Origin of the sequence: Oerskovia sp. Root918, assembly GCF_001428945.1 — a bacterium.
Taxonomy (GTDB): domain Bacteria; phylum Actinomycetota; class Actinomycetes; order Actinomycetales; family Cellulomonadaceae; genus Oerskovia; species Oerskovia enterophila.
Genome location: NZ_LMJG01000002.1, coordinates 42,829 through 56,683, shown reverse-complemented (window position 1 = coordinate 56,683; position 13,855 = coordinate 42,829). Strand labels below are relative to the sequence as shown.

Below are 13,855 nucleotides of genomic sequence, written 5' to 3'. Positions count from 1 at the left end.
GACACGCTGACGGCATGAGGATCGGGATTCCAGCCGAGGTCAAGAACAACGAGTTCCGCGTCGCGGTCACCCCGGCGGGCGCCCATCACCTGGTCGCCGCGGGGCACGAGGTCCTGGTCCAGGCCGGGGCGGGGCGAGGGTCGGCCATCTCCGACGAGGAGTTCGCGAGCGCCGGCGCGCGCCTGGTGAGCACGGCCGAGGAGGTCTGGGGGCGCGCCGAGCTCGTGTGCAAGGTCAAGGAGCCCGTGCCCAGCGAGTACCCGCTCCTGCGCGACGACCTGCTGCTCTTCGCGTACCTGCACCTGGCCGCCGACCCCCTCGGCACGGCTGCGCTGCTCGACGCGGGGACGACCGCGGTCGCCTACGAGACCGCCCAGGCGCCCGACGGCACGCTCCCGCTGCTCGCGCCCATGAGCGAGGTGGCCGGGCGTATGGCGACGCAGGTCGGGGCCTATCACCTGATGCGTCCCGCGGGCGGCTCGGGCGTGCTGCTCGGCGGCGTGCCCGGGAGCAGGCCGGGGCGGGTCGTGATCCTCGGCGGCGGGACCGCCGGTCGGCACGCGGCCGAGATCGCGGTCGGGATGCGCGCCGAGGTCACGATCCTCGACCTGTCGCTGCCCGTCCTGCGTGCGCTCGACCAGGAGTTCGCGGGCCACGTGCGGACCGTGGCGTCGAGCGCGTACGCGATCGAGCAGGAGGTGCTCGGGGCCGACCTCGTGATCGGCGCGGTCCTCGTCGCGGGGGCCCGGGCGCCGCGGCTCGTGACGAACGACCTCGTGGCGCGCATGCGGTCGGGGTCGGTCCTCGTCGACATCGCGGTCGACCAGGGCGGCTGCTTCGAGGACACCCGGCCCACGACCCACGACGACCCCACGTTCCAGGTGCACGGCTCGACGTTCTACTGCGTCGCGAACATGCCGGGCGCGGTGCCCGTGACCAGCACGCACGCCCTGACGAGCGCGACGCTGCCCTACCTCGCGCTCCTCGCCGACGGCGGGACGCGAGCGCTGCGGACGGTCCCGTTGCTGCGCAACGGGCTGTCGACCGTGACCGGGACCCTGGTCAACGAGCAGGTGGGCGGGGCGCTCGGCCTGCCCTGGACGCGCGCCGAGGACGTCCTGGGGGAGTGACCTGGGCGTCAGGGGCACAGCGGAGCGGCGCGAGGACCAGCCGTGCCGCGTGGCCCGCCGGGGCCTCGGTCGTCCGGGCGGACAGGGCCCTGTCGGCCCCGCACGCCGAGTGGCATGCTGTCCGGATGGAGCCTTTCGTCCTGTCCAACGAGCACGTCCACCTGGCGATGCCCACCGCTGCGGACGTGGACCGCATCACCGAGCTCTGCCAGGGCGCGGAGATCGCCGCCTGGACCACCGTGCCCAGCCCGTACACGCGGGCGGACGCGGCGGCGTTCATCGAGGAGGTCGTGCCCGAGTCGTGGCGCACCGGCCGTGGGAACACGTGGGCGATCCGCCGACCAGATGCCCCCGAGGGGCCGGTCCTCGGCATGGTGGGGCTCGCGATGGACACCTCGCCCACCCCCGAGAGGTCGGCCGAGATCGGGTACTGGCTCGCACCTGAGGCGCGCGGCGAGGGACTCATGACGGAGGCCGGGCGGATCGTGACCGACTGGGCGTTCGACGACGAGGGGCTCGGGCTCGCACGCATGGTCTGGACCGCGTTCACGGGCAACTGGGCCTCGCGTCGCGTCGCGTGGCGGCTCGGGTTCCGCGTCGAGGGGACGGTGCGGGGCTTCGGCGTCCAGCGGGGCGTGCGCCGCGACGCGTGGATCGGCACCCTCCTCGCCGGCGACCCGCGCGAGCCGGTCGAGCCGTGGCCGTCCGCCGAGGCAGGGGACCGCGTGGGGGCGGACGCGGGTGCGGGGGAGCCGGCGCCACGGGCGTGACGAGCGGGTCCGGGCGGACGGTCGGCGCACGGTCGAGGGCGACCACGCCGGGAAGGGTGTCGTGACCACGGCGCGCGTCGGGCGAAGATAGGACGCATGACGAGCACCCTCGACCCGGCCAACCCCTTCGCCGCGGCGTCCACCCTCCCGTACCAGCTCCCCGACTTCACGACGATCCGCGAGGAGCACTACCTCCCCGCTCTGCGCGCCGGCATGGACGCCGAGCGCGCGGAGATCGAGGGGATCGTCACCAACCCCGAGGCGCCCACGGTCGCCAACACGCTCGAGGCCCTCGAGTCCGCGGGCCGGCTCCTGACCCGTGCGGTCACGGTCTTCTACAACGTCGCGAGCTCCGACTCGACGCCGGGACTCGAGGACATCGAGGAGACCATCGCTCCCGAGCTCTCGGCGCACCACGACGCGATCTACATGGACGCCCGCCTGTACGCGCGCGTCCGTGCGCTCCAGGACGCCGTCGACGCGGGCGACCTCACGCTCGAGGCCGACACGGCCTGGCTCCTGCACACGCTGCTCGTCGACTTCCGCCGCTCGGGCATCGAGCTCGACGCCGCGGACCAGGACCGCCTGCGCGACCTCAACGGGAAGCTGACCTCGCTCGAGGCCGCGTTCGGCCGCAAGCTCCTCGCGGGCGCCAACGCCGCGAGCGTCCTGGTCGACGACGCAGCCGAGCTCGAGGGCCTGCCCGAGGACGCGATCGCCGCGGCGGCCGCAGCGGCCGCGACGCGCGGGCACGAGGGCAAGTACCTCCTCGAGATGCAGCTGCCCACGCAGCAGGGCGTCATCGCGTCGCTCGCGCGCCGCGAGACCCGGGAGCGCGTCCAGCAGGCGTCCATGACGCGCGGCGCGACGGGCGACGACAACGACACGCGCCAGATCGTGATCGACCTCGCGCGCCTGCGCGCCGAGCACGCCCGCCTCCTCGGGTACGACCACCACGCGGCGTACATCGCCGAGGACGCCACGGCCAAGACGACCGGCGCCGTCAACGCGATGCTCTCGCGCCTGGCCCCGGCCGCGGTCGCCAACGCGCGCCGCGAGGCCGGCGACCTCGAGGTCGCGCTCGCCCGCGAGGCAGGCGACGACGCCGAGCTGCGCGCGTCCGACTGGGCCTACCTCGCCGAGCAGGTCCGCAAGGAGCGCTACTCGCTCGACGACGCCGCACTGCGTCCCTACCTCGAGCTCGACCGCGTCGTGACCGACGGCGTGTTCAAGGCCGCGAACCTGCTCTACGGCATCTCGTTCGCCGAGCGCTCCGACCTGGTGGGCTACCACCCCGACGTCCGCGTGTTCGAGGTCTTCGACGGCCCGGTCGGCGAGCAGGACCAGGGGCTCGGGCTGTTCCTGGCGGACTTCTACACGCGCGAGTCCAAGCGTGGCGGCGCGTGGATGAACAACCTGGTCGACCAGAACCACCTGCTCGACCAGCCGCCCGTCGTCGTGAACAACCTCAACATCGTCAAGCCCCCGGCGGGCGAGCCCACGCTGCTCGTGTGGGACGAGGTCATCACGCTCTTCCACGAGTTCGGCCACGCGCTGCACGGGCTGTTCTCGGACGTGCGCTACCCGTCGCAGTCGGGCACCGAGGTGCCGCGCGACTTCGTCGAGTACCCCTCGCAGGTCAACGAGATGTGGGCCTGGGAGCCCACGATCCTCACGTCCTACGCGGTCCACCACGTCACGGGCGAGCCCATGCCTGCCGCGTGGGTGGAGACCATGCTGGCCTCGCGCCTGTTCAACGAGGGCTTCGGGACGACCGAGTACCTCGCGGCCGCGCTGCTGGACCAGGCCTGGCACCAGCTCGCCCCCGAGCAGGTCCCCACGAGCGTCGACGAGGTCCTGCCCTTCGAGGCCGCGGCGCTCGACGCGGCCGGCGTCGGGTTCGCGCCCGTGCCGCCCCGCTACCGCACGACGTACTTCAACCACGTGTTCGGCGGCGGCTACTCGGCCGGCTACTACTCCTACATCTGGTCCGAGGTGCTCGACGCCGACACCGTGACCTGGTTCGAGGAGAACGGCGGCCTGAACCGGGCCAACGGCGACGCGTTCCGCAAGAAGCTGCTCGCGCGCGGCGGCTCGGTCGACCCCATGGTCGCGTTCGCGGACCTGCGCGGCCGCGACCCGGAGATCGCCCCGCTCCTGACGCGTCGCGGGCTCGACGCGTAGTCGTCCCCGCTGCGCCGAGGTGGACCCACGCACGGGTCCACCTCGGCGCCCGGGCGCCCGGAGCGAGCCAGGGTCGGTTCAGGGCAGGGGTGGGGGAGACCCCCGATGTGCCCGACGGGGTGCCCTCCCTAGCCTGGAGGCGAGCCGCCCCGGCGGCCCGCCGGCAGCGGCGCCGTCCGCACCGACCTGACCTGGGAGCCCTGCGACCGACATGACCGTCCTGCCCGACGACGACGACGCCGCCCCCGCGACCCCCGCGGAGGGCGCCGGGCCCCGGCCCGTACCTCGCCGTCGGCGCCGCTGGGTCGTCGTCGTGGTGGTGCTCGTCGCCCTCGTCGTCGGCGGGATCGCCGCGGGCGTCGCGCTCGCGTTCTCCCGGGGTGCGACCTCGACCGCGGGCGAGGTCGAGTTCACGCGCCCGCTCGCGATCCCGCCGCTCGCCGGGTCGAGCCTCGAGGACGGGGTCCGCGTGTTCTCGCTCGACCTGCAGGAGGGCGAGACCGACCTGGGGCAGGGCGGGCTCACTCCGACGCTCGGTGTCGACGGGACGTTCCTGGGGCCGACGCTGCGCGCGACCCGCGGCGAGCAGGTCCGCATCGACGTGACGAACTCGATGTCCGAGACGAGCACGCTGCACTGGCACGGCATGAAGCTGCCCGCGGTCATGGACGGCGGGCCGCACCAGCAGGTCGACCCCGGGCAGACGTGGTCCCCGACGTGGACGATCGCCCAGCCCGCGGCGACGCTCTGGTACCACCCGCACCTGCACGGACGCACGGCCGACCACGTCTACCGTGGCCTGGCCGGCCTGTTCCTGCTCGACGAGCCCGCGGGTTCGCCCGAGGCCGCGGTCCAGGACGCCCTGCCGCACGAGTACGGGGTCGACGACGTGCCCCTCGTGGTCCAGGACAAGAAGTTCCACCCCGACGGCAGGCTCGACGACGCCGACCCCTTCCTGTCGAGCACGGGCGTGCGCGGCGCGGTGGTCCTGGTCAACGGGACGGCGAACCCCTACCTCGACGTCACGACCGAGCAGGTCCGGCTGCGCCTGCTCAACGGGTCCAACGCGCGCATCTACGACTTCGGGTTCGACGACGGCCGCGCGTTCCAGGTGGTCGGCTCGGACGGCGGCCTGCTCGACGCGCCCGTCACGACCGACCGCCTCCAGCTCTCGCCGGGCGACCGGGCCGAGATCGTCGTCGGTCTGGCCCCCGGCGAACGGCCCGTGCTGCGCAGCTTCCCGCAGGAGCTCGGCGCGAACGCCTTCACCGCGCGCTTCGCGGGCGGCGACGACACCCTCGACGTGCTCGAGCTGCGCGCGGCCGACCGGCTCACGCCCTCGGAGCCCGTGCCCGCTCGCCTCGCGAGCCTTCCTGCCGCCGATGCGGCGAGCGCGAGCGTCACGCGCCGCTTCGAGCTCTCGGGCACCGCGATCAACGGCCAGGACATGGACCTGCGCCGGATCGACGAGGTCGTCGACGCCGGCGCGACCGAGGTCTGGGAGGTCACGAGCCTCGACGACTCGCCGCACAACTTCCACGTCCACGACGCCCAGTTCCAGGTGCTCGACGTCTCGGGCGAGGCACCACCCCTCGAGCTCGACGGGTGGCAGGACACCGTCTACGTCCGCCCCGGCAGGATCACCCGGCTCCTGGTCACGTTCGGCACCACGCCCGACGCCGAGCACCCCTACATGTTCCACTGCCACCTGCTCCGCCACGAGGACCAGGGGATGATGGGGCAGTTCGTGGTCGTCGACCCGGCGGCAGCCCCCGGTACGGCGGGGCGTCCCGCCCCGGGCGACGTGCTGCCCGGGGTGAGCGACGACGTCGGGCACGAGGGCGGTCACGCGTCCGCGTCCGACGATCCGCCGCGCGGCGGGACCGGTCCGCGGCGCTCGCCGCTCACCGGCGAGGGACACCACGGCTGAGGTCTGACCACATCCCGGGCGCTCGTGCGTTCGCGGGGCGAGACACCTCGCGAACGCTTCGAGGGCGGCGAACCCACCGGGTACGGTGTGGCCATGACGAGCCACGCCCACTCCGCGAACCCCCCGGCCCACCCGACCGCCGAGGAGGAGGTCGCGCGCATCTGCCAGGACCTGCTGCGCATCGACACGTCGAACTTCGGGGACGGGTCCGGCCCGGGCGAGCGGGCCGCGGCCGAGTACGTCATGGCCTCGCTCCACGAGGTCGGGCTGAGCCCCGAGCTGTTCGAGTCCGCGCCGGGGCGCGCGAGCGTCGTCGTGCGCCTGCCGGGTCAGGACCCCACGCGACCCGCGCTCGTCCTGCACGGGCACCTCGACGTCGTGCCCGCCCAGGCCTCCGACTGGTCGGTCGACCCGTTCGCGGGCGAGGAGAAGGACGGGCTGCTGTGGGGGCGCGGTGCGGTCGACATGAAGGACATGGACGCGATGATCCTCGCGGTCGTGCGCCAGATGGTCCGTGAGGGACGCAAGCCCGCGCGCGACGTCGTCGTGGCGTTCTTCGCCGACGAGGAGGCCGGCGGCACGTACGGCGCGAGCTGGGCCGTGGACCACCGCCCCGAGATCTTCGAGGGCGCGACCGAGGCCATCAGCGAGGTCGGCGGCTTCTCGGTCGACATCGACGGCAAGCGTGCCTACCTGCTCCAGACCGCCGAGAAGGGCATCGCCTGGCTCCGGCTCGTCGCCGAGGGACGCGCCGGGCACGGCTCGCAGGTCAACGCCGACAACGCCGTGACGCACCTCGCGGCCGCGGTCGCGCGGATCGGCGCCTACCAGTGGCCGTACACCATCACGCCCACGGTCGACGCGCTGCTGCGCGGTGTGGCCGAGCTGACCGACCTGCCCTACGACCCCCGCGACGAGGCGAGCATCGACGCGCTCGTCGCGGCCCTCGGCCCGGCCTCGCGGTTCGTCGGCGCGACCGTCCGCCACACGTCCAACCCCACTCAGCTCGGTGCCGGCTACAAGGCCAACGTCATCCCCGGGCGCGCCGAGGCCGCGATCGACGCGCGCCTGCTGCCGGGCCACGAGGACGAGGGCTTCGCGGTCATCGAGGGGCTCGTGGGCGAGCACGTGCGGATCGAGCCCATCCACCGCGACATCTCGCTCGAGGTGCCCTTCGAGGGCGACCTGGTCGACGCCATGATCGCGTCGCTGCACGCCGAGGACCCGGGTGCCACGGTCCTGCCGTACACGCTCTCGGGCGGGACCGACAACAAGTCGCTCGCGCGGCTCGGCATCACGGGCTACGGGTTCGCCCCGCTCCAGCTCCCCGCGGACCTGGACTTCTCGGGCATGTTCCATGGGGTCGACGAGCGCGTGCCCGTCGCGTCCCTGAAGTTCGGCGTGCGCGTCCTGGACCGCCTGCTGCGGACCTGCTGAGGCGACGATCCCTGCCCGTCGGCGAGCCCGGCGGGCAGGGGCGGACGGTCGGGGGTCTCAGAGGGTCGAGCGCACCCGGATGATCTTGCGGCGCAGCCACACGCGCCGCTCACCGCCCACGTACAGGCGCGTGCGCTCGAGCTCCCAGTGCCCGTGCTCGGCCTCGTCGGTCAGGAGGCGGACCGCGTCGTGGCGGCTCACCGACCGGTCGATCGTGAGCACCCGGTACTCGTACTGGCCGCCGTTCTCGGCCCAGCCGGTCCGCTGCCGAGGGGTCGTGCTCGTCATCCGTCACCGTCCACGCGTTCGTTCCGAGCCGGGGGAGCGGTGAGCCGTACCTCACCCTCCCGCCGAGGGATTCCGAGTGCCATTGTGCCTCGCTCAGGTCTACCGTCAGGGTATGACCGCTGACCCGCGCGCCGCTCTCGATCGATTCATCGCGGCCCTCGAGGCCCACTACACCGCGGTCGCCGCTCGCCGTGGCGAGGACGACCCGGCGGTCGACGACGCCTACTACGTGCTCGCCGACGCCTACGAGGTGTACGACGAGGCGCTCGCCCAGGTGCACGGCGAGGCCACCCCGTTCTACCTCGCCGAGGACGACGACGACGAAGGTGAAGACGACGGAGACGACGAGGACGACGAGGGTGACGAGGGCGACGAGCAGGACTTCGACGACCAGGACGAGGAGCTCGACCAGGTCGACCTGACCGACGGGGTCAGCCGCTGACCCTCACCAGCGCTCGGGGTACCCGAGCGGCAGGGCGCTGACGTCGTCGAGCGCGTAGTGCACCGCGTCGGGCAGCTCGAGGTCGCAGGCCGCGAGCGACGCGCGCAGCTGCGCAGGGGTGCGCGCACCGACGATCGCGCTCGACACGGCCGGCCGCTCGAGGAGCCAGGCCAGGGCGACGTCCAGGGGCGCGCGGCCCAGGCCGTTCGCGGCCGTGGCCACTGCCTCCACGATCCCCGACGACTCGCCGTCCAGGTAGGGCTGCACGAACCCGGCGAGGTGCGAGGACGCACCGCGCGAGTCCGCGGGCAGCGAGCTGCGGTACTTGCCCGTGAGGACCCCGCGCCCCAGGGGCGACCACGCGAGCACCCCGAACCCCATCTCGGTCGCAGCAGGCACGACGTCGCGCTCGATCCCGCGCTGGAGCAGCGAGTACTCGAGCTCGACCGCGGCGAGCCCGACGTCGCCGTGCGCGTCGAGCGACGCGGCGGCCCGAGCGGCGGCCCACCCCGGGTGGTTGGACAGGCCCACGTAGCGCGCACGTCCGGTGGTGACCGCGAGCCGCAACGCGGAGAGCGTCTCGGCGAACGGCGTGCGCGGGTCGGGCGTGTGGACCAGGAAGAGGTCGACGTGGTCGGTGCCCAGGCGTTCGAGCGAGGCGTCGAGCGAGTCGAGCAGCGCGCCGCGCGAGGCGTCGACCGTGTTGCCGTCGGCAGTGGTCCGGATGCCTGCCTTGGTGCACAGCAGCACGTCGCGCCGGTCGACCTTGCCCGAGAGGATCGAGCCGATCATCGACTCGCTGTCGCCGCCGCCGTACGAGGCGGCGGTGTCGACGAGGTTCCCCCCGGCGTCGACGAAGTCGCGGAGCTGCTCCGCGGCGTCGATCTCGTCGGTGTCGCGGCCCCACGTCATGGTCCCGAGGCCCAGGGGGGAGACGCGCAGGCCGGTACGACCGAGCTGACGAAGTTCCATGCGCGGCAGATTACCGGCCAGGGGCGCGCCCCGCCCGGACGTGGCGCGCGTCGCCAGGGTGAGGTCCGTCGCTCTGCGCGGACGTGTCCGGGCGGTGTCCTGGAGACGGCCGGCACGTGACGGCTCGGCGACGGTCGTCCCCGCGAGGCCTGTCGGTCCAGGGGAGCGGCGGTACGGCGGGTATCGTGACCGCTCGTGAATGCGTGGGAAGCGATCCTCCTCGGCCTCGTCCAGGGCCTGACCGAGTTCTTGCCGGTGTCCTCGAGCGCGCACCTGCGCATCGTCGGTGAGCTCATCGGCTCGGCCGACCCGGGGGCGGCCTTCACGGCGATCACCCAGATCGGTACCGAGACCGCTGTGATCATCTACTTCCGGCGCGACATCGCCACGATCTGCTCGGCCTGGTGGCGGTCGCTGCGCGGCGCCCACGGCAGCGACTGGCGCTCGCGCATGGGCAAGCACGACCACCACGCGGCCATGGCGTGGTTCATCGCGCTCGGCTCGATCCCCATCGTGGTCCTGGGCCTGGCGTTCCAGGACGCGATCGAGGCGTCGCTGCGCAACCTGTACATCACGGCCCTCACCCTGACGGTCTTCGCCCTGCTCCTCGGGTTCGCGGACCGGGTCGGCGCCAAGACGCGCACGCTCGACGAGCTGACCCCGCGCCAGGCCGTCGGGTTCGGGCTGGCGCAGGCGCTCGCCCTGGTCCCCGGCGTGTCCCGGTCGGGCGGCACCATCACGGCGGGCCTGCTCATGGGCTTCACGCGAGAGGCCGCGGCCCGCTACTCGTTCCTGCTCGCGATCCCCGCGGTCCTGGGCTCGGGGTTCTACCAGCTCGCCAAGTCGGTCACGGGCGAGCCCGTCCCGGGCTCTCCCGGGTTCGGCGCGACGCTCATCGCGACCCTGGTCGCGTTCGTCGTGGGCTACCTCGTGATCATCGCGTTCCTCAAGATCGTCTCGACGTTCAGCTACAAGCCGTTCGTGATCTACCGGCTCGTGCTCGCGGCGGTCGTCGTGGTCCTGCTCACGGTCGGTGTGCTCCAGCCGCTCGCCTGACCCGCTACATCCAGCCGACCTTCTTGAACGCGCCGTAGAGCCCGAAGCAGCCGAGCACCATGATCGCGATGGCCAGGGGATAGCCCAGGGTCCAGTGCAGCTCGGGCATGTGGTCGAAGTTCATGCCGTAGATCCCGCCCACGATCGTGGGGAACACGAGGATCGCGGCCCAGGCGCTGATCGTGCGCATGTCCTCGTTCTGGCGCACCGACACCTGGGACAGGTGCACCGAGAGCATGTCGGACAGCAGGTCGTCGTGCGCGTCGAGGTGGCGGTCGATCCGCTCGACGGTCGACACGAGGCGCTCCATGAGCCGCTTGTCGAACGTGATGCGGGAGCGGGCGCTGCCCGAGACCAGCTCGGGGAGCTCGGCCGTGATGGGCAGCAGCGCGCGACGGGCCTCGGTGATCTCGCGCTTGAGGTCGTAGATGGGCAGGACCGGGTCGGTGCGCCGCCTGGTCTCGAACACGATCTTCTCGACCTCGGCGACCGCGTCGCCGAGCGCGAGCTCGACGTCCGAGGACGTGGACACGAGCGCGAACAGGGCCTCCTCCGCGACGTGGCGGAACCCCGTGCTGCGTCCGTGCGACGGGCCTGTCAGGTGCTCACGCATGCGGTCGTGGACGCCCGCGGTGCCCTTCTCGACCGTGACGACCACGTCGGGGCCCACGAGGAGGCAGAAGCTGCCCGTGCTGACCTGACGGTCCTCCTCGGAGAACGACACGGTGGGCGTGACGACCAGGAGCCAGTCCATCCCGATGTGCTCGACGTGCGCCAGAGGGTGCTTGACGTGGCGCACGTGGACCGGCAGGTGCCCGCGGCCCACCTGGCTCGCGAGCCCGACGCCGAGCGCGTCCGCGGCGCTCACGAAGTCCTCGAGCGTGCGCACCTCGTACCAGCGGGCGCCGCCCGGGTCGGTGCCCGAGGTCTCGCCGCCGCTGCCCGGGCTCCCGCTGCTGCCCGGCGAGTCCTCGGCGTCCGCCCACCGGCCGGACCCGTCCCCGGGGCGGGACACGGGCGTCACGCGCCCGTCGGGCCCCTCGACCCACAGCTCCTTGTACCGGGGGGGCTCCGAGCGCGGGGAGCCCGGTTCCTCGGGCCGTCCTCCGGTGGGACGGGGGTCGTCAGGTCGTGTGGGTTGGCTCACCCCTGCATTCTGGCCCGACGGCGCGGGCGCGCCACCGGGGCGGGTGCGCCCTCGTCGTCGGGCACCTCGACCCGCGGGCACCGCGAAACCCGGGTGACCGTTCGCGGTTAAGGTTGTCGCGTGCACAGCTGGCCCATGCCCCAGATCCCGTCCCTGCCCGGCCGAGGCCTCCCGATCCAGGTGCACGACAGCACCACCGGGGAGCTCGTCGTCGCCGCGGAGGGGGACACCGCGACCATGTACGTCTGCGGGATCACCCCGTACGACGCGACCCACATCGGGCACGCCGCGACCTACGTCGGCTTCGACCTCCTCAACCGCGCCTGGCGCGACGCAGGTCATGCCGTGACGTACGCGTCCAACGTGACCGACGTCGACGACCCGCTGCTCGAGCGCGCGACCGCGACGGGCGTGGACTGGTGGGACCTCGCGGTCGAGCAGACGGCCCTGCTGGCCGAGGACATGACGGCCCTCGGCGTCGTGCCCCCCGAGGTGTACCGCGGCGCGGTCGAGGCCATCCCGGACGTGGTCCAGGCCGTCGAGGCGCTCATCGAGGACGGCTTCGCCTACCGCGTCCCGGTCGAGCCCGGCGCGGGCGGTGACGCCCCCGAGCTGGGCGACGTGTACGCGGACCTGAGCGCCGACGCGCGCTTCGGCGCCGTCTCGCGGCTCAGCCGCGACGACATGGTGCGGCTCTTCGGCGAGCGCGGGGGAGACCCCGAGCGCGACGGCAAGAAGGACCCCCTCGACCCGCTGCTGTGGCGGCGCGAGCGCGTGGGCGAGCCCTCGTGGGACGGCGCGAGCCTCGGCACCGGACGCCCCGGCTGGCACATCGAGTGCGCGGTCATCGCCCGCGACGGACTGGGCCTGCCCTTCGACATCCAGGGCGGCGGCGCCGACCTGCTCTTCCCGCACCACGAGATGTCGACCTCGCACGACCGCCTGCTCGACCACGGGTTCGGTGCGCGCAACCACGTGCACGCCGGTCTGGTCGCCTACCAGGGCGAGAAGATGAGCAAGTCCCGCGGGAACCTGGTGTTCGTCTCGGCCCTGCGCGCCACGGGCGTCGACCCCATGGCCATCCGCCTCGCGCTCCTCGCGCACCACTACCGCTCCGAGTGGGAGTGGACCGACGCCGACCTCCCGGCCGCCGTCGAACGCCTCGAGCGGTGGCGCTCGGCGGTGTCCGGCAACGGTGGACCCGACGCCGACGCGACCCTCGCCGCCGTGCGCGAGGCCCTCGCGAACGACCTCGACGCGCCCACGGCGCTCGCGGCCGTCGACGCGTGGGCCGACGTCTCGCTCGCGGAGGGCCGGGACACCTCGGAAGACACCGAGGGCGCCCCCGGCGTGATCTCGCGGATGGTCAACGCCCTGCTCGGGGTGCGTCTCTAGAGCCTGCCGGACGGCCGGTGCAGCCGGCCGGTGAACGCCGCGGCCCGCGGCGCCTCCCCTGAGGGAGGTGCCGCGGGCCGCAGTCGTCCTGGGCCGCGCTGCCCGGGGCCTTCGCTAGGGCAGCGGCCCGCCCGACCCGTTGTCGCGGCGGCGCAGGTAGCGCTCGAACTCGCGCGCGATCGCCTCGCCGCTCGCCTCGGGCAGCTCGGCCGTGTCCTTGGCCTCCTCGAGCTGCTGCACGTACTCGGCGATCTCGGCGTCCTCGGCCGCGAGCTCGTCGACGCCGTGCTGCCAGGCCACGGCCTCCTCGGGCAGGTCGCCCAGCGGGACGGGGTCCGACAGGAGCTCCTCGACCCGCGCCAGGATCGCGAGCGTGGCCTTGGGGGACGGCGAGTTCGCGACGTAGTGCGGCACGGCCGCCCACAACGACACCGACTGCATGCCGCGCTCGGCGGCCGCGTGCTGGAGCACACCGACGATCCCCGTGGGGCCCTCGTACGAGCTCTGCTCGACGTCGAGGACAGCCCGCAGGCCCACGCTCTCCGACGTGGCCGTCATGGGGATGGGGCGCGTGTGCGGCACGTCGGCGAGCAGCGCGCCGATCGTCACGACGGTCGTGACCCCCTCTCGCTCGGCGATGTCGAGCAGCTCGCGGCAGAACGTGCGCCAGCGCATCGACGGCTCGATCCCGTGCACCAGGACCACGCGTCGCCCGCTGGCGGGCACGGTCACCGCGGTCACGGTCGTGGTGGGCCACGTGATCTCCCGTCGGCCGTCGTCCGAGGTGGTCACGACCGGGCGGTTGACCTGGAAGTCGTGGTACTCCTCGGGGTCGATCGCCGCGATCTCCTCCGCGCCCCAGACGTCGTGCAGGTGCAGGAGCGCGGCGGTCGCTGCGCCCCCTGCGTCGTTCCACCCCTCGAACGCCGCCAGCATCACGGCCTGTCGAGGCTCGTCGGCCGACGACGGAGGCAGGGCCGGGGTGGTCGGCTCGGGCAGGTCGGCCGGGTCGATCGGTTCCGGGGTCTCGTTCATCGTCCCAGCCTAGGCCGCGTGAGCGACCGGACCGGGCAGCACGGGCTCGCGGGCCTCGCCAGCACGCGG

General features: G+C 73.4%; 12 protein-coding genes. 8 read left to right on the top strand and 4 right to left on the bottom strand.

The window, feature by feature from the left end; translation table 11 throughout:
• The first annotated feature begins 14 nt into the window (after positions 1-14).
• The 5 genes from ald to ASE27_RS05010 all read left to right on the top strand — a co-directional run bounded on the left by ald (position 15) and on the right by ASE27_RS05010 (position 7,451).
• The gene (gene ald / locus ASE27_RS05030) at positions 15-1,130 is read left to right on the top strand and encodes an alanine dehydrogenase (RefSeq protein WP_056646960.1); all 1,116 of its coding nucleotides are present in this window, start codon (positions 15-17) and stop codon (positions 1,128-1,130) included.
• A 125-nt stretch (positions 1,131-1,255) separates the two neighbouring features.
• Positions 1,256-1,900, top strand: coding sequence for a GNAT family N-acetyltransferase (locus tag ASE27_RS05025; RefSeq protein ID WP_056646957.1), 645 nt, complete (start codon positions 1,256-1,258; stop codon positions 1,898-1,900).
• A gap of 96 nt (positions 1,901-1,996) precedes the next feature.
• Positions 1,997-4,084, top strand: a complete 2,088-nt coding sequence (locus ASE27_RS05020; protein ID WP_056646954.1) for a M3 family metallopeptidase — start codon at positions 1,997-1,999, stop codon at positions 4,082-4,084.
• Positions 4,085-4,295: 211 nt separating this feature from the next.
• Positions 4,296-6,014, top strand: coding sequence for a multicopper oxidase family protein (locus ASE27_RS05015; RefSeq protein WP_157257384.1), 1,719 nt, complete (start codon positions 4,296-4,298; stop codon positions 6,012-6,014).
• Positions 6,015-6,107: 93 nt separating this feature from the next.
• Positions 6,108-7,451, top strand: coding sequence for a M20/M25/M40 family metallo-hydrolase (locus ASE27_RS05010; protein WP_056647283.1), 1,344 nt, complete (start codon positions 6,108-6,110; stop codon positions 7,449-7,451).
• A 57-nt stretch (positions 7,452-7,508) separates the two neighbouring features.
• On the opposite strand, the gene ASE27_RS05005 is transcribed toward ASE27_RS05010, so the two are convergent.
• Positions 7,509-7,739 (bottom strand): DUF5703 family protein, encoded by a 231-nt coding sequence (locus ASE27_RS05005; protein WP_056646951.1) that lies wholly within the window; start codon positions 7,737-7,739, stop codon positions 7,509-7,511.
• A gap of 112 nt (positions 7,740-7,851) precedes the next feature.
• On the opposite strand from ASE27_RS05005, the gene ASE27_RS05000 reads away from it, so the two are divergent.
• Positions 7,852-8,181 carry a hypothetical protein gene (locus tag ASE27_RS05000; RefSeq protein WP_056646948.1) on the top strand — a complete coding sequence of 110 codons (330 nt, stop codon included), beginning with the start codon at positions 7,852-7,854 and terminating at the stop codon, positions 8,179-8,181.
• Positions 8,182-8,184: 3 nt separating this feature from the next.
• Here the strand turns inward: ASE27_RS05000 and ASE27_RS04995 are convergent, their stop codons facing one another.
• The gene (locus tag ASE27_RS04995; RefSeq protein ID WP_056646945.1) at positions 8,185-9,153 is read right to left on the bottom strand and encodes an aldo/keto reductase; all 969 of its coding nucleotides are present in this window, start codon (positions 9,151-9,153) and stop codon (positions 8,185-8,187) included.
• A 195-nt stretch (positions 9,154-9,348) separates the two neighbouring features.
• Here ASE27_RS04995 and ASE27_RS04990 point away from each other — a divergent pair, with 195 nt between their 5' ends.
• Positions 9,349-10,209 carry an undecaprenyl-diphosphate phosphatase gene (locus ASE27_RS04990; protein ID WP_056646941.1) on the top strand — a complete coding sequence of 287 codons (861 nt, stop codon included), beginning with the start codon at positions 9,349-9,351 and terminating at the stop codon, positions 10,207-10,209.
• Positions 10,210-10,213: 4 nt separating this feature from the next.
• Here the strand turns inward: ASE27_RS04990 and ASE27_RS04985 are convergent, their stop codons facing one another.
• Positions 10,214-11,356 carry a CorA family divalent cation transporter gene (locus tag ASE27_RS04985; RefSeq protein ID WP_235534546.1) on the bottom strand — a complete coding sequence of 381 codons (1,143 nt, stop codon included), beginning with the start codon at positions 11,354-11,356 and terminating at the stop codon, positions 10,214-10,216.
• Positions 11,357-11,476: 120 nt separating this feature from the next.
• Between ASE27_RS04985 and mshC the strand changes: the two genes are divergently transcribed.
• A complete protein-coding gene (gene mshC / locus ASE27_RS04980; RefSeq protein WP_056646936.1) occupies positions 11,477-12,751 on the top strand; it encodes a cysteine--1-D-myo-inosityl 2-amino-2-deoxy-alpha-D-glucopyranoside ligase in 1,275 nt (424 codons plus the stop codon).
• A 114-nt stretch (positions 12,752-12,865) separates the two neighbouring features.
• On the opposite strand, the gene ASE27_RS04975 is transcribed toward mshC, so the two are convergent.
• Positions 12,866-13,786, bottom strand: coding sequence for a PAC2 family protein (locus ASE27_RS04975; protein WP_082608563.1), 921 nt, complete (start codon positions 13,784-13,786; stop codon positions 12,866-12,868).
• Positions 13,787-13,855: the final 69 nt, after the last annotated feature.